A 19,802-nucleotide genomic window follows, 5' to 3' on the forward strand; every position below is an offset into this window, starting at 1 on the left:
CGAATACCGATGCGGGGAGGCGAGGACGCGCAAAGCGCGTCCTCGCCGGAACCCGATGGCGTACCCGAACCCGTTCTCGCCCCACACCCTTCTGTATGCGCCGAGGAGCGGAGGTCCAGACGGATCAGGACGGGCGATTGTCTGAGCCGAAGGCGAGTTCGAGCTCGACCCCGGCTGGACCGAGCACCGCAGGCTGCCCGGAGCGAAGCGCAGGGACGCAGACAGCAGGGGCGCCTTTTTCTTTGCTTACTTTCTTTTTGGCGACGCAAAAAGAAAGTGAGTTGCCGCCGGGCAACCCTCCAGCGCAGGAGGCAAAGACAGCTTCAACAGGCTCAGCCCGAACGGTGGAAAGTGTGGCGTTAGAGGATCGCCTGCATGGATCCCGCATCAAGTCCGGGAGGACCCTCAGAACGGATAGTGCCGAGGCGTAGTCTGAATAGTGATCCACCGCAACTCAGTAAATTCCGCCACCCCCGCTTTGCCACCAAAGCGCCCAATCCCACTGCCCTTCACTCCACCAAACGGCATCTGCGCCTCGTCATGCACCGTCGGACCATTGACGTGGCAAATGCCCGAGTCGATGCGCCGCGCCACATTGAAAGCACGCGCCATGTCACCGCCAAACACCGCGGCCGACAGGCCGTAAGCGTTGTCATTCGCACAGGCCACGGCTTCCTCGACGCCGCTCACGCGCACCACACACTTGACCGGGCCGAAAGTCTCTTCGTGGTAAATCCGCATGGCGGGCGTCACGTGGTCCAGCACGGTTGCAGGCATCAGCGTGTTCTGCGCCTTGCCGCCGCAGGCCAGCTTGGCGCCCTTGGCGAGCGCATCGTCGATCAGCGCATTGCAGTGCTCGACCGTGCCCATGCCGATCACCGAGCCCAGCACCACAGGCTCGGGCTTGCGCGGGTCGCCCACCGGCAACGCGGCTGCCTTGGTTGAAAACTTTTTCACAAACGCGTCAGCAATTTTCTGGTCCACGATGATGCGCTCGGTCGACATGCAGATCTGGCCGCTGTTGGCAAAACAGCCGAAGGCGGCGGCGTTGACTGCGTCGTCAATGTTCGCATCGTCCAGGATCACCAGCGGTGCCTTGCCGCCCAGCTCCAGCACCACGGGCTTCAAATATTTCGCGCAGGTCATCGCAATGATCTTGCCGACCTTGGTGGATCCAGTGAAGTTGACACGTCGCACCGCCGGGTGGGCCACCATGGCCTCGACCACGATGCCCGCGTCGGCCGGCGCGTTGGTGATGTAGTTGACGACGCCGGGCGGAAAACCGGCATCGGCGAAAGCTTCAACAATCAACTGGTGCGTGCGCGGGCAATTTTCCGAGCCCTTGAAGATCACGGTGTTGCCGCAGGCCAGCGGCGTGGCAATCGCGCGCACCCCGAGAATGATGGGCGCGTTCCACGGCGCGATGCCGAGCACCACACCGGCGGGCTGGCGCACACCCATGGCCAGGCTGCCGGGCACGTCGGACGGAATCACCTCGCCGCTGATCTGCGTGGTCAGCGAGGCCGCCTCGCGAATCATGCCGGCGGCCAGCATCACGTTGAAGCCCGCCCACATGCCCGAGGCACCGGTCTCGGCGGCCACGGCTTCAATGAATTGCGGCGTCTTGGCCTCCAGCGCATCGGCCGCCTTGAGCAGCAGCGCACGGCGCGCGCTGGGGCCGGTCGCGCTCCAGGTCTTGAAGGCTTCGGCAGCGGCTTCCACCGCCATCACCGCGTCGGCCGGCGAGGCCGCGGGTGCGCGCGTGGCGACGCTGCCATCGAGTGGGTTGCGGCGTTCAAACGTGGCGCCTTTTTCGGCGGTGACCTTGAGGCCATTGATCAGCATGGACATGTCAGACATGGGAATACTCCTTGAGAATTACAGGACCCGTTCAGGCTGAGCCTGAACGGTGGTTTTCGCAGCACTTGTGGCCGTGGTGGCCCCGGCAGCACCGGCACCCAGATAGGCTTCACGAATGACAGTCGAACGCGCCAGCAGTGCGGCCGGCCCGCTGGCCACCAGCGAGCCGCGCTCCAGCACATAGCCGCGGTCGGCCACCGCCAGCGCCTTCTTCACGTTCTGCTCGACCATCAGCACCGTGGTGCCGCTGTCGGCAATGCGGCGTGTGATCGCCAGCAGCTCATCCACCATGCGCGGCGCCAGACCCAGTGAGGGCTCGTCCAGCATCAAAAGGCGCGGCGCACTCATCATCGCGCGGGCCACCGCCACCATCTGCTGCTCACCGCCGCTCATGGTGCCGGCCAGTTGCTGCGCGCGCTCGCGCAGTTTGGGGAAATCGTTGAAAGCCTGTTCCAGCCGCCGCGCGCGTTCGGCCTTGCCAACCAGCCAGCCGCCAAGCTCGAGGTTTTCGGTCACCGTCATCTGCGGAAACAACTGCCGACCTTCCGGTACCAAAGCCATGCCGCCTTTGACGATGTCGCTGGTTTTTTTGGGCAGCGCTTCGCCATTGAGCTGCACTTCACCGCCGCGCGGAATCAGGCCGGACAGCGCCTTTAACAACGTGGTCTTGCCGGCGCCGTTCGGGCCCAGGATGACGGTCAGGCCGGGCTTGATTTCCAGCGTCAGGTCACGCAGCACCAGGAAGGCGCCGTAGCCGGCGCTCAGGCCCTGGACTTTCAGGTGCGCATGGCTGGACGTACCAAGCACAAAGGGCGTCGGGGCGTACCACATCATGCGGCTTGCTCCATCTCATCACCCAGATAGGCTTCAATCACTTCAGCATTGCGCACCACCTCGGCAGGCGTGCCGTCGGCAATCTTGCGGCCCTGGTGCAGCACGATCACGCGCTCGACGTGGCGCAGCAGGGTTGTGACGGCATGTTCAATCCACACCACCGTCAGGTCCAGCTCATCGCGCATGCGGCGTATCAGCTGCGCCATGTTTTCAATCTCGGCCTCGGTCAGCCCCGCCGCCACCTCGTCGAGCAGCAGCATGCGCGGCCGCGTGGCCAGCGCCATGCCGACCTCGAGCAGGCGCTGCTGCGAAGGCGTAATGGCGCCCGCGGGCAATGCGGCTTGTTCACGCAGGCCGATCAGTTCAAGAATGCTGTCCTCGTCGCGCAGGTGCCAGGAGCCCTTGCGTTTTCGCCCTGCGAACTTCAGCCCGAAGTCGATGTTGGCGGCCACCGCCATGTCGGGGAACACCCGCGGGGTCTGAAAGGTTCGCGCAATGCCGGCTGCCGCGTAGAGGTGCGGGCCACGCCCTGCGAGGTTGCGCCCGGCCACCAGCAGTTGCCCGGAAGTCGGTGCGATCACGCCAGAAATCGCATTGAAAAAAGTGGTCTTGCCGGCCCCGTTCGGGCCGATGATGCCGACCAGCTCACCGGCATGAAAGTCTGCGCTCACCGCGTCGACTGCCGTCAGGCCGCCAAAACGCACCGTGATGTCACGCGCCTGCAGCAGGGGCTCAGCCATTCTTGCGCTCCTTGCTACCCAGGCTCCGCATCCAGCCACGGCCGTCACGCCACCAGCCGCTGAAGGTCGCCCAGCGCAACGAAGCCAGGCCACTCGGCAGGTAAAGCACGCTGAGAATCAGCAGCAGGCCCAGTGACATCATGTAGACCTGCGGCGCCTGCAGGCGCAGGGTCTCGGCCAGCACGCTGAACACAATCGCAGCAATCAGCGGACCCCACAGCGTCATGGCGCCTCCAATCAGCGCAATCAGCACGGTCTGGAAACCAATGAAAGGGTTGAACACCGTGTGCGGATCGATGTAGGTCCAGCGCACGGCCATGGCCGAACCCACTGCGCCTGCAAATGCCGCTGTCATCGCAAAGCCGGCCACTTTGATCAGCCGCGTGTTCACGCCCAGCGTCTGCGCGCGCTGCTCGTCGGCGCCTATGCCCATCAATGCCAGGCCGAAGCGGCTGCGCCGCACGATGATGGACACCAGCACCGCCAGCACGGCCAGCGCCAGCACGGTCAGGTAAATCGTGTCCCGGTCCGGCACCACCGTCAGCACCCGGCCCACGGTGCCGGTGACCTTCTTTTCAAAATACGTCACGGCGTGGCGGATCAGCTCCGTCATGCCGAAGGTCAACACCGCAAAGTAAGTGCCGCGCAGATGCAGCACGGCCGCGCCTATGACCACCGCCACCACCGCCGCCAGGCCCGCACCCAGTGCAATCGATTCCAGCCAGGACAGGTGTTCCAGCGCGATGGCACTGGTGTAAGCGCCTATGCCGAAGAAGGCCGAGGTCGCCAGCGACAAATAACGCGTGCTGCCGCAGAACAGCCCCCAGCTCGACGACAGCGCCACATACATCAGGCAGGTCAGCGCCATCGACACGACAAACTCGCTACCGTAATGCGGCAGCGCCAGCGCCCAGCCGGTAAAGGCCAGCAGCAACAGCAAGTCGCGCACAAGAATCTGTTTGTCTAGCATCGAGCCCCCACGCTTGTCACTGCGTGTACTACGCTGCCCCCCGAGGGGGCTAATTTTCCTTGGGGCGGCCCGGCGGAAAATTGTCTTTTCTTGAATGACAAGGTATTTCTCCGTTTACTTCGCAAACAGGCCGCGCGGCCGCAGCAACAACACCGCAATAAACACGCTGTACGACAGCAACGCCTTCAGCGAAGGATTCGTGAAATGCATGCCCAGCGCTTCCACCACACCCAGCAGCAGCCCGCCGGCCAGTGCACCGCTCATGCTGCCGAAACCGCCCAACGTGATCACGATGAGCGCGGTAACGGTGTAGGGTTCGCCCATCGAAGGCGTGATGGTGTAGGCCATGGACAGCAGGCAGCCGGCCATGCCCGACAGGCCCAGGCCAATGCCAAACATCAGCGGATGCAGGCGCTGCGTGTCGATGCCCACCAGCTGCGCGCCGGTCGGCGACTGCATCAGCGCACGCACGCCCTTGCCCAGCAAGGTGAAGCGCAGCAGTGCAATCAGCGCGCCAGAAAACAGCAGCGCCAGGCCAAACACCAGCAGCTTGTTGCCGGCAAACTGCGCCCCGCCAATCTTCACCGGCTCGGCCAGGTAGTCATAGCCGCGCAGATCGCCGCCCCACATGAAGGAGGCAAAGTTCTGCACCAGGAACATCAGGCCGAAAGCCACCATCAGGCCACGCGCCTCAAAGATGTCCAGGTTGGGCGAGGTCACCGTGAGCCGCCGGAAGCACAGCCTGTGGATCACCAGGCCCAGCGCCATCAGCACGAGGAAAGACACCGGCACCATCAGCAGCGGCGAGATGCCCAGCGAGGTCTGCGCCATCCACGTCAGGTAGGCACCCAGCATCAAAAACTCGCCGTGGGCAATGTTCAGGATGCGCATCAGGCCGTACTGCAGGTTCAGCCCGAGCGCCACCAGCGCGTAAATGCCGCCGGTAATCAGACCGGAGGCAATCAGTTCAAGCCAGGAAAAAAGTGACATGGGGAATTTATTTCAAGGACACCGCGGAACCGGCTTTACCGGGCCGCAGGTGTCGCCCCCTCGAGGGGGAGGCGCCGAAGGCGCTTCGGGGGGGAGCCTTTTTATTTCCAGGCGGGCTTGACCAGGCTGAGCTTGGCCGTCGCCACTTTCTGCGGCCACACCACCTCGAACTCGCCGTTTTGCCACTGGCTCACGGTACCCGGTGTGGCGGTGTTTTCACTGCCGGTGAACTTGATGTCGCCAATGATGGTCTTGTGCGTGTTGCCGGCAATGTAGTCGCGGATCGCCTTGCGGTCCAGACCAGACTTGGCCACGGCCGCCTGCAGGATCTCCAGGCCGGCCCAGCAGTGGCCGCTGGCCCAGCGATCCGGCTCCTTGCCGCCGAATTTCTTGGTGTGTGCATCGAAGTAGGCTTTGGCTGCCGGGCTGGTCTTGCTGTTCCAGGAACCCATGCCCAGCACACCTTCGGCACCGGCCGGTGTCATCACATTGCGATACAGCTGGAAGGCGGTGCCCACCGAGGCGTAATAAAACCTCGGGTTGAAACCGATCTCCTTGGACTGCTTGCTCGCCAGGATGGTGTCTGGCGGGTAGCTCAGGCCGACGAAGGCCTCCGGGTTCTTGTCCTTGATGGAACGCAGCACCGGCGACAAGTCCTTGATGTCGCCTGGGTAGCTTTTTTCTTCCACCACCTGAATGCCGGTGCTGCGCAGCGCCGTTCTCAGAGCCGAAAAATTCTCCAGCCCGAAAAGGTCGTCCACATAAATGATGGCCACTGTCTTCACGCCATTGGCCACCAGCATGTCGACCAGCGCGCCGACCATGCGGTCGGGCTGCTGCAGCAGTAAAAAGAAGTTCGGCAGCTTCAGCTCAACCAGCTTGCGCGACAGCGCGGTCGGCGCCAGCACCGGGTAACCCATGCGGTTGGCCAGCGGTGCAATCGCGAAGTTGGCGTTCGAACCCCAGGGCGGCAGGATCAAATCGACCTTGTCGCTGCCCATCAGTTTTTCATACGAGCGCACGCAGGTTTCGATGTCGCTGCGGTCGTCCGAGCTGATCAATTCAATCGGGCGTTTGGTGCCCTTGACATCCAGGCCGCCGGCCGCGTTCTGCTGCTCGGCCCACAGCAGGTAGTTGGGCTCCTGGCTGACCTGCGCGCCGCCGGTCCACGGGCCGGTGCGGGCAATGGCGTAACCGATGCGCACAGGGCTGGCCTGGGCAAAAAGGGAGGGCGCAAAAGCAGCTGCGCCGACGGCGGCTGCGGCGCCCTTGAGCAATTGACGCTTGGATGGCTGGACCATGGTGTCTCCTGTGTAGTCGCCCTGAAGGGCTGTTGGAATCCGCATGTTAGGCAGCCGCCGGGCCGCCCGCTTTGCTCAGCGTGCACAAAGCAGTTGACGCAGAGCGCACGCAGATCGGGGTTAACCCTTGACCTGAAAGCCCGACAGGACAAGGCACAACGCCCATAATCTTTTCCATGGGGGAAGGGCCCCCACGCTTGTCGCTTCGCGTACTTCGCTGCCCCCCGAGGGGGCTGTGCTTGCTTGGGGCGGCCCGGCGCAGCGCACCTGCGCTCCAAGCCCCGAAAAACTGGAGACAAATATGACTGCGGCCACAGTGGTATCCACCGACAATTTCGCCCCACGCGAACGCGCACCGGTATGGCGTGAATGGGTGTGGAAACACTTCGGTGGCCTGCAGTCAGACCTGTACGGCGACACCGACTTCGACGGCCACATGGCCGCCGGCCAGGCCGGTGATGTCATCCTGACCAAGCTCGAAGCCAACCGCCACCGCGTCGTGCGCACCGCCGACATGGCGCGTGCCAGCGACACCGGTTATTTCAAGATCGTTGCCCCCATGCAAGGCCGCGCCGGCGTCGAACAAATGGGCCGGCGCGCCTGGGTCAGCCCCGGCGCCTGGACCATCTACGACACCACCGGCTCCTACGCCGTGGACAACCCCGAACGCGTGGAACACCTGATCGTCATGGTGCCCAAAGCCCAGCTGATCGAACGCGGCCTGGCGCTGGAAAACCTGATGGCCCGCCATGTAGGCGGCGCCAGCGGCATCTCGCGCGTGGCTTTGACCACCATGCGCAGCACCTACCAGGAACTGCCCAACATGAGCGCCGCCGCCGCCCGCGGCGCCGGCGAGCTGATCGCCCAGCTGGTGCGCCTGTCGCTGATCGAGCTGAGCGGGCAGGAAACCGCCGTGACCCAGCGCGAAGCGCTGAAGGACCGCATTCGCGCCTATGTGGCGGGGCGGCTGCGCGACCCCGCGCTCAACATCGAGCAGATCGCCACAGCCCTGAACTGCAGCAAACGCCACCTCCATAACGCTTTTGCCGGTGAAGAAGAAACCCTGGCCAGCTACATCCTGCACCTGCGGTTGGAAGCCTGCATCCGCGAGCTGCAGCAAAACGGCCCGCAGGCCAGCCCCATCACCGACATTGCGCTGTCCTGGGGCTTCAACAACCTTTCGCACTTCAGCCGCGTGTTCCGCGACCACACCGGCCTCAGCCCCAGCGCGTTCAGGCAGTCGCCGCTTCTGCGCACCGTTGTACAGCCCCTGCAGCACTGACATTGAATGAAATCGGGCTCTAGCCCAATAGATACGGGCGCAATTAGCTCCTTTTTTAATAGCGTCTTTGACAGCCCTGTTTGATGGCGCCTTGTCAGCGCGAAGGATCGCTCAAGGCTTTCAGCCGCGCCCCCGAAGCAATCACGATGCGTCGGTAACGCAGCTCCACCGCACCCAGCGCCGCCAGGGCCTTCAGCTCCTTCGACAAAGTCTGCCGCGTGATGCCCAGCATCATGGCCAGGGCCTCCTGCGACACCGGCACCACCGGCCGGTCATCGGCCGCCATGGTGACATCGCCTCGCGCCAGCAGAAGCAGCCGCCGCGCCACCCGGGCCCGGGTGGACCGCAACGCCGCATCTTCCACCAGGCCATAAAGTGAACGCACGCGCGCGGCAAGCATGGCGGCCACGGCGCGGGCAAAAGGCGCTTCATCCATCAGCGCGGTAAACACCGGCTGCGGCACCACCAGTACCTCCACGGGGCCCAGGGCTGTGGCGTCGTGGGTGCGCGGCTGGTGGTCCATCAGGGAAATCTCGCCCATCCAGTTGCCGGCTTCCAGCACCACGAAAATCGCTTCCCGCCCGTCTTCGCGCAGTGATGAAATTTTCAGCGTGCCGCTGAGCAGGCCGTAAAACCCGCCGGGCGCATCCCCCTGGCGAAACAACATTTCCCCGGGGCGCAGGCGCAACAGCTCCGCCGCACCCAGCAGCACTTGCCGGTCAGCCAGACGCAGCGCGCCAAACCAGGGGTTGGCCGACATGCGCAGCAACAAGGCGTCGGCCGCGCCGGAAGAAGACGGGGAAGGGGTCCGTGTCCCGGGAAGTACATTCACAAGACCAATTGTCAAATTTTTGACAGTTGTCCGTCAAGCTCTTACGTATCGTGCATCAAGCCCGTTTTTTTATATAACTACGTCCCCAGGAGACAAACCATGCACATCCCCTCACTCAAGGAAGTTGTCAGCGCCGAAGAATGGCAACTGCGTTGCGATCTCGCCGCCTGCTACCGCCTGGTGGCGCTGTACGGCTGGAGCGACCTGGTCTTCACCCACATCAGCGCCAAGCTGCCCGAGTCGGTTTCTGGCGCCGGCAGCCACCAGTTCCTGATCAACCCCTACGGCCTGATGTTCGACGAGATCACCGCGTCAAGCCTGGTCAAGGTGGACGACCAATGCAACAAGGTCATCGACTCGCCCTTTCCCGTCAACCCGGCCGGCTTTGTAATTCACAGCGCCGTGCATGAAGCCCGTGCAGACGCCGGCTGCGTGCTGCATACCCACACGCGCGCCGGCGTCGCGGTCAGCGCACAGGCCTGCGGCATTTTGCCGATCAGCCAACAGTCGACCTTTGTGCTGGCCTCGCTGGCGTACCACACCTACGAAGGTGTGGCCTTCCGCGACGACGAGAAGCCGCGCCTGCAGGCCGACCTGGGCCGCGCCAACTTTCTCATGCTGCGCAACCACGGGCTGCTCGTCGTCGGCAAAACCATTGCCGACGCCTTTCTCTCGATGTACACCTTTGAAAACACCTGCCGCATCCAGCTCGACGCACAGGCCGGCGGCACGCTGACCGAAGTCAACCCGCTGATCGTCAAGGGCGTGAGCGAAGCCATGCGTGTGCAAACGGGCGGCATGGGCGGCGCATTTGTCTGGCCTTCACTGATCCGCAAGCTCGACCGGCTCGACGAGAGCTACAAGTCATGAGCCGCCGGGCCGCTCCCAGGGCGAATACCGCAGCGCGGCGCGTGGAGGTTTCCCAATGAACGGCTCGCCCATCGTCACCCAGCTGCTGGTGGGGGCGCTGGCACTGGTCATGTTTGGGCTGGGCCTGTCACTCACCACGCAGGATTTCACCCGGCTGTTCCAGCACCCGAAGGCTGTCGCAGTGGCTTTGCTGCTGCAAATCGTCGTACTGCCTGTCGCCTGCTACCTGCTGATTGTTGGCCTGGGTGTACCGCCGCTGTTTGCAGTCGGGTTGATGCTGCTGGCCGCCTCGCCGGGCGGTATTTCTGCCAACCTCTTCAGCCACCTTTTCGGCGGCAACGTGGCCATGAACATCTCGCTGACGGCGATCAACACCGTGCTGTCCATCGTCACCCTCCCGCTGATCGCCAACTGGGCCATTAACCACTTTGCCAAAACCGGCCAGGTGGTACCGCTGCAGTTCGGCAAAGTGGTGGAAGTGATTACGATTGTGTTGGTGCCGGTTTTTATCGGCATGTGGGTGCGCAGGTTGAAGCCGGGTTTTGCCGCTCGGTCCGAAAAGCCGATGAAGATTTTCAGCGCCGTGGTGCTGGCGGTGGTAGCCATTGGCGCACTGGCCAAGGAGTGGCAGGCACTGAGTACCAGCTTTGCAAGCATCGGCCCGGCGGTGGTGGGCTTCAACCTGATCAGCCTGCTGGCCGGGTACTACCTGTCACGCGCCGCAGGGCTGGACAAGCCCATGTCGACGGCCATCAGTTATGAAATCGGCATTCACAACTCCACGCTGGCGATCTTTATCGCGCTGGCGGTGCTGAACAACTTTCAGCTCGCATTGCCGGCAGCCATTTACTCCGTCAGCATGTACATCACCGCCACACTGTTTGGCCTGTTGGTGCTCCGACGAAAATCACCGGAGGCCGTGAACGCCCTGAGCGCGAAGGTTTAAGCAGGCACCAGCGAGGGGGCGGGCGGCCGGGTGCCAGCGACTGAAGGTGTGTCACCCTGGTCAATCACCAGCTCCTTGCGAAGCATCTGCACGGCGCCAAAGATGGTGGCAAAAGCCACGTCCTTGGCGTCGCGCCCTGTGCCCACGCGCACCAATCGGTCGTTCGGCGCCATGCGGGTCGCATCACACAGCACCCAGCGCCCGTCCAGCCAGGCTTCAAACACCGCGTGGAAATCCTGCGGCGGCTCGTCAAAATACACATAGCCCACCACCAGCCGGGCCGGAATGTTGAGCGCGCGGCACAGCGTGATACCCAGGTGGGCAAAGTCGCGGCAGACGCCGGCACGTTGCACAAACACTTCTTGCGCCGTGGTGGTTGAATTGCTGAAACCCGGCAGGTAATGAATCGATTCATGGATCCAGCTCTCAATGGCGCGCACCCGCGACAAACCCGGCGACAGGTGGCCGAACAGTTGCTGCGCGGCGCGGCTCATCACGTCGGACTCGCAGTAGCGGCTGGGCATCAGGTAACGCAACACGTCATCGGGCACGGCGGTCACTGCCGCCTCTTCCAGATGCAGCGGCACTTTGGCATGGTTCAGCTCCACCTGCGCGTGGTAGTTCACCGAAAGCTGGCCACGCGGGGCGTCCAGACGAAAAAACCGGTTGCCGCTGCGTTCGTCGCAGAAATGGCGCACCTTCACGCTGGGCGTCACACTCAGGCGCTCCTCCACCACCCGGTGGGCTTCGTGAAAAGCCGCTTCAATGTTGAAGCAGAAGTGCGTCGGGCCGAGAACGTCATAGTCAAGCTGGCAGTCAATCGTGGCGGTGTGCATCGGGGCCTTCTTTAGGAAGTGGCTGCGGCAGGTTGTCTGGCTTGCGCGACGACGAAAACCAGTTTTTGCAGGTAACGAATATCACGTGTGCGGCGCGCTCAAGCGAGTCCCTCGCCAGATCGCGCCGGTTGCGCGCCCGCAGGCGTGCCACCAGCAAAAGCTGCGCAATGGGCGCACGCTGCTGCTCTACGCGGCGTAACTCGCTGTCCGCCTTTGCGGCCACCTCCGGCCTGTCGGGCATGCTCATGAAAACGATCGTTCGGGAAGCCGCCGGCCGACACTTACTTCAGCGCCTTCCTGACTGCGCCCACGCCCAGGGCGGCCAGCACCACAAAAATCACGGCCAGAATCAGGAACAAGCCAAAAAGGATCTTGGCGATGCCGGCCGAGCCAGCCGCGATGCCGCCGAAACCAAGGGCGCCCGCGATCAGCGAAATGATGGCGAAAATAATTGCGTACTTCAACATGTTTGTCTCTCCCGAAAAAGCGCCAGGCAAAGATGCCCTGCAATCAAGCCTGAATGATAGGTTGCCCCGATGACCGGTCGAATCAGCAGCACTCGCATGCCCGTGTAGGACAATTCCCGGCTTCATTTGCTCTCTTTTCAATAGCTAGAAGCACAATAAAATCAAGGGCTGGAAGTCAATTCGCGCATCAATCCGAAAGCCCCTACTTGCCGAAGAGCTTCTTCAAGCCTTCACCCATGCGGTCTCCCAGTTCCATCCCGGCCCCGGTTCCCACGCCGGGCATCACCACCGTGCCGATAGCTGCACCCAGCATTGCGCCACGGGTCAGCGTGACCTCGGGCGACGCCAGCGTGCCGCCGACTACCAGCGGCACCGCCACCGTGCCGCCCAGGCTGACGCTGATGCGCCCGCTCAGGGCCTGCGCCGCCGAAACGGCCACGTTGCCGGTGGCGCTCAACGCACCCGAACTTGCCACCAGGTTGGTCAGTTGCGCCGCACGCCCCTGGGATTGAACCTGTCCGGCCAGGGTGTCCAGCGCCGTCTGCCCGCCGCGGTTCAGCCCGACAGTCTGCACGGCCTTCACCAGATCCAAGCCGTTGAGCACTGCGTCTTTCACCGTAAAACGGGTCTGCGTCTGCAGGGCATCCACCAAACCGCCCGTCGTCGTCGCCCGGGCCTTCAGGGTGGTTGAAGCCTCCAGCCGGCCACTGAGCGGGCGGTTGGGTGCGGTCAGTGCCGAGACCTCGACACCGCGCGTCTCCAGCTGGCCCTGTAACACCAGCACCTGGCCCCCTTGCGCGGACGGCTCGCCCTGCATGCCGATCCGTCCGCCAACCGTTCCGCCACCCACGTCGATACGCAGCATCCACTGCCCCGCCTCTTCGCGCTGCAATTTGCCGCGCAGGCCCTGCAAGTTGCCCTTGAGCACCTGCAGCGACGCATCATCCAGCAAACCGTCATCGCCCAGTCGTAGCTCGGCATCCAGCGTGGTGCTGGCGCCCTTCAGGCTGATCCAGCTCACCCCTTGCAACAGCGCGCGGCGCGGCAACCAGTCTGCCACCGCTGCATCGCCATCCGGCGGCTGGTTGGATGCTTTTTTGCCCGTTTGCCCAGATACCGCAGGCATACCTTGCTTCCTTTTTTGTAGCGAAAGCAAGAGCACGTCAATAGCCTGCTGCGGCAACACCGCATCGCGCAACACCAGCGTGGCGATCTCCAGCCGGCCCTGCAGCAAGGCAAACCAGCCGGGCCGCAATTCAAGGCGCGCCAGCGTCAGGGGCGGCCGGCTCTGCACCTCAATGCCGTTGAGCGCGACGGCCGGCAGGGGCCACAACGCCACCTCGATACCGGCAAGCTGCACGGGCAGGCCGAGCAGCGCCGAAGCCTCCCGCGTCACCCGCTGCTTGAAATCATCGCTGCGCACCCAGCCTTGCAATCCCAGCACCACACCGCCCAGCAGCAGCAGGACGGCCAGCACTGCACCTGTCAACCATTTGAAAGTTCTTGTCATGCCCGTATTGTGGCGAGTCCCTGCAGGAAATACCCGCACGCGCTAGCATGGGCGTGGTTTGTGCGCTCCGTGATGGCGTCCACTCTTTCATTCCAAAGGAAAACCCATGAAGCTCTATTACTCCCCAGGTGCCTGTTCCCTGTCGCCCCACATTACCCTGCACGAATCGGGCCTGGCTTTCAAGCACGTGCTGGCGCCCACCAAAACCCACCAGCTTGAAGACGGCACCGACTACTACACCATCAACCCGCTCGGTTATGTGCCTCTTCTGGAGCTCGACGACGGCACGCGTATTACCGAAGGACCGGCCATCGTGCAATACATCGCCGACCAGGTGCCTGCCAAAAAGCTCGCGCCTGCCAACGGCACGCTGGAACGCTACAAGATGCAGTCCTGGCTGACGTTCATAGGTACAGAGCTTCACAAGGGCTTCAGTCCGCTCTTCGTTCCGACCACTCCCGCCGAGTACAAACCCATGGTTATCGACAAGCTGATGTCCCGTCTGAAATGGGTGGACGCCCAGCTCGGCGGCAAGCAGTACCTGATGGGCGACAACTTCAGCGTGGCCGACCCCTACCTGTTCACCGTCACCAACTGGGCGCCGCGTGTTGGGGTAGATATCACCGGTTTTGCGAACATCAATGCGTTTCGCGAACGGGTGGCGGCTCGGCCTGCGGTGCAGGTGGCTATGAAGCATGAAGGGTTGCTGAAGTAACCGAACTTCTGTCGGTCTTGTCATCCCGGACTTGATACGGGATCCATGTTTGCTGACTATCTTGTCCCACCGTTTGTGGTGTGCCTGCAAGCCGGGTCTCGCCCCGGCGGGCGACTTACTTTTCTTTGCTTCGCCAAAGAAACCTAAGGAAAAGAAAGGCGACCCGATGGTCTGGGTCCCTTCGCTGCGCTACGGGCAACCTGCGGTGCTCGCCAAAAGCGGGGTCTCGCTCGAACTCGCCTTCGGCTCAGACAATCGCGAGCCCTGATCCGCTTTTGCCTGCGCTCCTCGGCCCAGCCCGACGGGTGGGGGAGCGGAGACCGAAAACAAATACCAATTCGGGGAGGCGAGGACGCGCAAAGCGCATCCTCGCCGGAGCCCGATTGCGTGCCCGAATCCGGATCCGCTCCCGATCCTGCTCCCCACCCCTTCTGACTGCGCCGAGGAGCGCAGGGCCAGACGGATCAGGACGGGCGATTGTCTGAGCGCAGCGAGTTCGAGCCTGGCCCCGGCTGGACCGAGCACCGCAGGTTGCCCGTAGCGAAGCGAAGGGACGCAGGCAGCGGGGTCGCCTTTTCTTTGCTTACTTTCTTTTGGCGAAGCAAAAGAAAGTAAGTAGCCGCCGGGCTACCCCCGGCTAGCAGGCAAAAAGTAAACGCCCGAGATCAACCAACAAAACCATCAACTCATCCCCGAATACCACGAATCCAGCAACCCGTGTTGCACAAGCCAATTCAACCAGGCACACACTGGCAACTGTTTTATCTCACGGACACCGCCCCCCCATGCCAACCCTATTCGACCCCACCAAAGCCGGCGACCTCGAACTCGCAAACCGCATCGTCATGGCACCGCTCACGCGCAATCGTTCACCCGGCGCGATTCCGCCCGACATTGCCGCCACCTACTATGCCCAGCGCGCCAGCGCTGGCCTGCTGATCACCGAGGCCACCGCCATCAGCCACCAGGGCCAGGGCTACTCGGACGTGCCCGGCCTGTACGGCACCGAGCAGCTCGACAGCTGGAAAAAGGTAACGCAAGCCGTGCATCAGAAAGGCGGCAAGATCGTGGTGCAGCTCTGGCATGTCGGCCGCGTCTCGCATAACGATCTCCAACCCGAAGGTGGCAAACCGGTGGCACCCTCGGCCATCACCGCCAAAACAAAAACCGTGCTGATCAAGGACGGCGTGCCGGCCTTTGTCGAAACCTCCGAGCCGCGCGCGCTGAAGGCCGAGGAGCTGCCCGGCATCGTGCACGCCTACCAGGCTGCGGCGCGCAATGCGGTGGAAACCGCCGGTTTTGACGGTGTCGAAATCCACGGGGCCAACGGCTACCTGCTCGACCAGTTTCTCAAGGATGGCTCCAACAAACGCACCGACGACTACGGCGGCAGCATTGAAAACCGCGCCCGTCTGTTGCTGGAGGTCGTACGCGCCGTGACCGGCGCCGTCGGCGGCAGCCGCACCGGCATCCGCCTGTCACCGGTCACACCGGCCAATGACGCTTTTGACAGCGATCCCCAGCCACTGTTCGACCATGTGATACGGCAGCTGGCCACCTTGAACCTGGCCTACATCCACATCATTGAAGGCGCCACCGGCGGGCCGCGCGACCTGGCCGAGCGCCCGTTTGACTACGCCGCACTGAAAGCCGTCTACCGCACGGCGGGCGGCAAGGGTGCGTGGATGGTCAACAACGGCTACGACAAGGCGTTGGCGGAAGAGGCCGTCAAGCGCGGCGCCGACCTGGTGGCTTTTGGCCGGCCCTACATTGCCAACCCCGATCTGGTGGAACGTCTGCGCGCCAATGCAGCGCTCAACACACCGGACAAAACCACCTTTTATGGCGGCCGTGAAAAGGGCTACACAGACTATCCGGCGCTCGCCTGAATAGAAACGGATTGCCGCATATTTGCCATCAAAACAATAGCTGCTTGCACCCGTAATGCAAGGGCGAACACCGGTTTTTACTTGAAGTTCGTGCTCAGGCCTGCCCCACACCAATGGGAGCGGGCGCGGTCAACACGATGCGCGTGAACAGCCGGTCGTAACACGGGTCGCGCACACCGCCGGCCAAGGGGTCGCGTTCATGCTGGAAGGCCGCGTCGAGCTGGGCCCAGTCATCGGGCGTCAGTGCTTTCTGTGCCGCCGGCAGCAGTTGCGTTTCTTCGATGCGCATGTGGTCCAGGTAAAAGGCCACATAAGCCTGGGCCGCATCGGCAAAAGCCGCGTGCCGCGACTCACCGACCAACTCCCAGGCCAGCAGCAGGTGCTGCAGTTCGCGCACCTTGCCTTCGCCTGTCATGTGGTCGGCCTCCAGCCGACGGATCACCGGCATGAGTTCGGGCGCGGCCCGCGCAAGCCGGGGAAACAGCAGGTCCGACTCTTTCGGGTGGTGTAGCCGCTCGGGAAACTCGTCGATGTAAAACAGCATTGCGCGCAGCACGTCAAAAAACCGTTCAGGCGTATCGCCCGGCCCGCGCTCCATCATCATCGACAGCGAACGCAACACGGCCGCCACGGCAGCGTGTTCGTCTCGGATGATTTGAAGGGTCGAATGTGGCATGGTTGCAGCTTCACACAGTCACCGGGGCTGCGTGTTGATCCAGGTCAAGGCCTGCGCTGGCCCCGCAGCTGCCAGCGCTTGAGCAGCAGCGCATTGGAGATCACGCTCACGCTGGACAGCGCCATGGCTGCCCCGGCCACTACCGGGCTCAGAAAACCCAGCGCCGCCAGCGGGATGCCGGCCACGTTGTAGGCAAAGGCCCAGAACAGGTTCTGCCGGATCTTCATCACCGTGCGGTGCGAGATGTCGAGGGCACCGGCGACCAGCGCCACATCGCCGCGCATCAGCGTGATGCCGGCCGCGTGCATGGCCACGTCAGTGCCCGTACCCATGGCCATGCCGACATCGGCCGCTGCCAGCGCCGGCGCATCGTTGACACCGTCGCCCACCATAACCACGACATGGCCGCCCATCTTCAGCGCCGCCACCTTCGCGGCTTTATCGCCAGGCAGCACCTCGGCCATCACCTCATCGGCACCCAAGCCCAGCCGCGCGCCCATGGCCAGCGCCGCACCCTGGTTGTCACCAGAAATCATCACGATGCGGATGCCGCGCGCACGTAGCGCCGCCAGCGCCTGTTTCGCTTCGGGCTTGGGTTCGTCGGCAAAGGCCATCAGCGCCCGGGGACTCAGGCCTTGCGCCGTGCGCTCCACCAGCACGGCCAGCGTCGCGCCTTCGCCCTGCAGCCGCTGCGCCTGCGGCGCCAGCGCGCCGAGGTCCACACCGAGCTCGTCCATCCAGCGCAGGCTGCCGATCAGGTAGCTGCGCACACCGACCTCACCCTCGCTGCCACGGCCCGGCACAGCGCGCAGGCCATCGGGCTGCGCCACCGTCATGCCGCGCTCCTGCGCCGCCGCAACCACGGCACGCGCCAGCGGGTGTTCGCTGCCGCTTTGCAGGCTGGCGGCGACGGCCAGCTGTGCCGCTTCGTCTGCGTCCGGAGACACGACAAATGCCACGAGCCGCGGCCGGCCGACCGTCAACGTGCCGGTCTTGTCAAACGCCACCGTATCGACCTTGTGCGCGAGTTCCAGTGCCTGCGCGTCCTTGATCAAAATGCCGTTCTTCGCCGCGACCCCGGTGCCCGCCATGATGGCCGCCGGCGTGGCCAGCCCCAGCGCACAGGGGCAGGCAATCACCAGCACGGCCACCGCGTGAATCAGCGCCGTCTCCATCCCGGCACCGGCCCACAGCCAGCCCAGCAAGGTGAGCAGACCGATGGCCAGCACCACCGGCACAAACACCGCCGACACCTGGTCCACCAGCCGCTGGATGGGCGCCTTGGCCGCCTGCGCGTCTTCCACCAGACGGATGATGTGGGCCAGTACGCTCTCGCTGCCCACCGCACTCACCTGCAGCACCACGCGGCCGTCGCCGTTGATGCTGCCGCCGGTGAGTTTGTCGCCAGGCTGCTTGGTCACGGGCAGCGGCTCGCCGGTGAGCATCGATTCGTCCACCTGGGTCTGGCCCTCCTGCAACAGGCCGTCCATCGGAATGCGCTCACCGGGCCGCACCACCAGGCGGTCGCCCAACAGCACCTCGGCCACCGGCAGGTCGGCTTCCTCGCCCGTGCCCTGTAACACATGCGCGATATCAGGCCGCAGGGCATGCAGCGCGCGTATGGCCGCGGTGGTCTGGCGTTTGGCGCGCGCCTCCAGCCACTTGCCCAGCAGCACCAGCGTCACCACCACGGCCGAAGCCTCGAAATAAAGATGCACCATCGTGTCGGCCTCAGCGCTGAGCCACAGCCACATAGACAGGCCCCACCCGGCACTGGTGCCAATGGCCACCAGCAGATCCATATTGCCGGTCAGGGCCTTCAGCGCATGCCAGCCGGCCCGGTAAAAACGCGCCCCCAGGATGAACTGCACGGGCGTTGCCAGCAGGAATTGTTGCCACGCCGGCAGCATCCAGTGTTTGCCCAGCAAGTCACCCAGCATGGGCACGACCAGCGGTGCCGACAGCAGCAGTCCGATCGCGACGGGCGCAAAGCCGGCCCAGGGCGACAGGTCTTCCGGCAAGGCCTCTTCGGGCGCACGCGGTTCATAACCCGCACTGCGCACCGCGCGGCGAATCTGGGCGTCGATCTGCACCGAAGGCGCATACACCACACGCGCCGATTCGGTGGCGAGGTTCACGGTGGCATCCTGCACACCTGGAATTTTCCGGATGGCTTTCTCGACACGCGACACACACGACGCGCAGGTCATGCCACTGATGCCAAGGTCCAGGGTAGAGGGAGATAGGGTGGTGTTCATATAACGGATGTTCAACCTTGCCATCATGGCAAGGTCAAGCCTTGACGCAGATCAACCCCACGCGTTTCAGGGGTTTGATCCGGTGGCAGTTGACCTTACCATCATGGCAAGGTTCAAGCTTCAGACCGTCTCCATTTGAAACCGAAAGGATCTCCTCATGAACCAGACCTTCAACGTGCAGGGCATGACCTGCGGCCACTGTGAACGCGCCGTGACCCAGGCCGTCAGAACCCTCGACCCCCAGGCCGAAGTAAAGATAGACCGCGCGACAGGCAAAGTGGAGGTTCAGTCGGACAAGCCCCGCGACGCCCTCATTGCTGCCATCACCGAAGAAGGCTACGCCACCGCATGAGCGGGCCCATGAACATCGGCGAGGCGGCGCGCCAGTCCGGTGTGTCGGCCAAAATGGTGCGGCACTACGAGTCGCTGGGCCTGCTGCCGCAGGTGCACCGCAGTGACAGCGGCTATCGCCAGTACACAGAAGCCGAGGTCCACACACTGCGCTTCATCAAACGCGCGCGTGATCTCGGCTTTTCGATGGCCGAGATCGCCGAGCTGGTCAGTCTGTGGCAAAACCGCCGCCGCGCAAGCGCGAGCGTGCGGCGCATCGCGCAGAAGCACGCCGACGACCTGGCCCAACGCATTGCCGCCATGCAGTCGATGCAACAGACGCTGGCCCACCTGGTGCACTGCTGCCAGGGCAACGACCGGCCGGAGTGTCCCATCCTCGATGATCTGGCGGGTGGCAAGCACGCAAGTTAAGTGCTTTTTTGCGTCACGCTGCGGCAGTGGTTTGTTCCTGACAGCAGGCGCAACTCCCCACTCC

General features: G+C 63.6%; 20 protein-coding genes. 7 read left to right on the plus strand and 13 right to left on the minus strand.

Annotation, left to right across the window (positions count from 1 at the left end):
- Positions 1-405: 405 nt before the first annotated feature.
- The 6 genes from B0B52_RS10985 to B0B52_RS11010 form a co-directional block, all read right to left on the minus strand.
- Positions 406-1,860, minus strand: a complete 1,455-nt coding sequence (locus tag B0B52_RS10985; protein ID WP_077593686.1) for an aldehyde dehydrogenase — start codon at positions 1,858-1,860, stop codon at positions 406-408.
- An 18-nt stretch (positions 1,861-1,878) separates the two neighbouring features.
- A complete protein-coding gene (locus B0B52_RS10990; protein ID WP_077593687.1) occupies positions 1,879-2,694 on the minus strand; it encodes an ABC transporter ATP-binding protein in 816 nt (271 codons plus the stop codon).
- Positions 2,691-3,434 carry an ABC transporter ATP-binding protein gene (locus B0B52_RS10995; RefSeq protein WP_077593688.1) on the minus strand — a complete coding sequence of 248 codons (744 nt, stop codon included), beginning with the start codon at positions 3,432-3,434 and terminating at the stop codon, positions 2,691-2,693. The genes B0B52_RS10990 and B0B52_RS10995 overlap by 4 nt, the downstream gene beginning before the upstream one ends.
- Complete coding sequence (locus B0B52_RS11000) at positions 3,427-4,404, minus strand: branched-chain amino acid ABC transporter permease (RefSeq protein WP_077593689.1); 978 nt, start codon at positions 4,402-4,404, stop codon at positions 3,427-3,429. The genes B0B52_RS10995 and B0B52_RS11000 overlap by 8 nt, the downstream gene beginning before the upstream one ends.
- A gap of 114 nt (positions 4,405-4,518) precedes the next feature.
- Positions 4,519-5,394 carry a branched-chain amino acid ABC transporter permease gene (locus tag B0B52_RS11005; RefSeq protein ID WP_077593690.1) on the minus strand — a complete coding sequence of 292 codons (876 nt, stop codon included), beginning with the start codon at positions 5,392-5,394 and terminating at the stop codon, positions 4,519-4,521.
- A gap of 101 nt (positions 5,395-5,495) precedes the next feature.
- Positions 5,496-6,695, minus strand: coding sequence for an amino acid ABC transporter substrate-binding protein (locus tag B0B52_RS11010; RefSeq protein WP_077593691.1), 1,200 nt, complete (start codon positions 6,693-6,695; stop codon positions 5,496-5,498).
- 301 nt (positions 6,696-6,996) lie between these two features.
- On the opposite strand from B0B52_RS11010, the gene B0B52_RS11015 reads away from it, so the two are divergent.
- A complete protein-coding gene (locus B0B52_RS11015; protein ID WP_077593692.1) occupies positions 6,997-7,977 on the plus strand; it encodes a helix-turn-helix domain-containing protein in 981 nt (326 codons plus the stop codon).
- A gap of 94 nt (positions 7,978-8,071) precedes the next feature.
- Here the strand turns inward: B0B52_RS11015 and B0B52_RS11020 are convergent, their stop codons facing one another.
- Positions 8,072-8,737: a Crp/Fnr family transcriptional regulator gene (locus B0B52_RS11020; RefSeq protein ID WP_077593708.1), complete on the minus strand. Its 666-nt coding sequence runs from the start codon at positions 8,735-8,737 to the stop codon at positions 8,072-8,074.
- Between the two features lie 171 nt (positions 8,738-8,908).
- On the opposite strand from B0B52_RS11020, the gene B0B52_RS11025 reads away from it, so the two are divergent.
- Together B0B52_RS11025 and B0B52_RS11030 are read left to right on the plus strand one after the other, a co-directional pair.
- The gene (locus B0B52_RS11025; protein WP_077593693.1) at positions 8,909-9,679 is read left to right on the plus strand and encodes a class II aldolase/adducin family protein; all 771 of its coding nucleotides are present in this window, start codon (positions 8,909-8,911) and stop codon (positions 9,677-9,679) included.
- A 55-nt stretch (positions 9,680-9,734) separates the two neighbouring features.
- Complete coding sequence (locus B0B52_RS11030; protein WP_077593694.1) at positions 9,735-10,625, plus strand: bile acid:sodium symporter family protein; 891 nt, start codon at positions 9,735-9,737, stop codon at positions 10,623-10,625.
- On the opposite strand, the gene B0B52_RS11035 is transcribed toward B0B52_RS11030, so the two are convergent.
- From B0B52_RS11035 to B0B52_RS11050, 4 genes are all read right to left on the minus strand, one after another.
- The gene (locus B0B52_RS11035) at positions 10,622-11,461 is read right to left on the minus strand and encodes a transglutaminase family protein (RefSeq protein WP_077593695.1); all 840 of its coding nucleotides are present in this window, start codon (positions 11,459-11,461) and stop codon (positions 10,622-10,624) included. The genes B0B52_RS11030 and B0B52_RS11035 overlap by 4 nt on opposite strands.
- Complete coding sequence (locus tag B0B52_RS11040) at positions 11,442-11,708, minus strand: hypothetical protein (RefSeq protein WP_077593696.1); 267 nt, start codon at positions 11,706-11,708, stop codon at positions 11,442-11,444. Before B0B52_RS11040 ends, B0B52_RS11035 begins: the two co-directional genes overlap by 20 nt.
- Before the next feature lie 34 nt (positions 11,709-11,742).
- Positions 11,743-11,928: a DUF1328 domain-containing protein gene (locus B0B52_RS11045; protein ID WP_077593697.1), complete on the minus strand. Its 186-nt coding sequence runs from the start codon at positions 11,926-11,928 to the stop codon at positions 11,743-11,745.
- A gap of 202 nt (positions 11,929-12,130) precedes the next feature.
- Positions 12,131-13,438, minus strand: coding sequence for a hypothetical protein (locus tag B0B52_RS11050; RefSeq protein WP_077593698.1), 1,308 nt, complete (start codon positions 13,436-13,438; stop codon positions 12,131-12,133).
- A gap of 106 nt (positions 13,439-13,544) precedes the next feature.
- Between B0B52_RS11050 and gstA the strand changes: the two genes are divergently transcribed.
- Both gstA and B0B52_RS11060 read left to right on the plus strand, forming a co-directional pair.
- The gene (gene gstA, locus B0B52_RS11055; RefSeq protein WP_077593699.1) at positions 13,545-14,153 is read left to right on the plus strand and encodes a glutathione transferase GstA; all 609 of its coding nucleotides are present in this window, start codon (positions 13,545-13,547) and stop codon (positions 14,151-14,153) included.
- A 785-nt stretch (positions 14,154-14,938) separates the two neighbouring features.
- Entirely contained in the window at positions 14,939-16,042 is a 1,104-nt protein-coding gene (locus B0B52_RS11060) for an alkene reductase (protein ID WP_077593700.1), read from the plus strand.
- A 94-nt stretch (positions 16,043-16,136) separates the two neighbouring features.
- Here B0B52_RS11060 and B0B52_RS11065 read toward each other — a convergent pair whose 3' ends face one another.
- Positions 16,137-16,718, minus strand: coding sequence for a hemerythrin domain-containing protein (locus B0B52_RS11065; protein WP_077593701.1), 582 nt, complete (start codon positions 16,716-16,718; stop codon positions 16,137-16,139).
- Between the two features lie 44 nt (positions 16,719-16,762).
- Entirely contained in the window at positions 16,763-18,976 is a 2,214-nt protein-coding gene (locus B0B52_RS11070; RefSeq protein WP_077593702.1) for a cation-translocating P-type ATPase, read from the minus strand.
- 157 nt (positions 18,977-19,133) lie between these two features.
- On the opposite strand from B0B52_RS11070, the gene B0B52_RS11075 reads away from it, so the two are divergent.
- Positions 19,134-19,328: a heavy-metal-associated domain-containing protein gene (locus tag B0B52_RS11075; protein WP_077593703.1), complete on the plus strand. Its 195-nt coding sequence runs from the start codon at positions 19,134-19,136 to the stop codon at positions 19,326-19,328.
- Positions 19,325-19,738, plus strand: a complete 414-nt coding sequence (gene cueR / locus B0B52_RS11080; RefSeq protein ID WP_077593704.1) for a Cu(I)-responsive transcriptional regulator — start codon at positions 19,325-19,327, stop codon at positions 19,736-19,738. The genes B0B52_RS11075 and cueR overlap by 4 nt, the downstream gene beginning before the upstream one ends.
- Positions 19,739-19,802: the final 64 nt, after the last annotated feature.

It is taken from the genome of Polaromonas sp. A23, from assembly GCF_002001015.1.
Classification (GTDB): Bacteria; Pseudomonadota; Gammaproteobacteria; order Burkholderiales; family Burkholderiaceae_C; genus Polaromonas.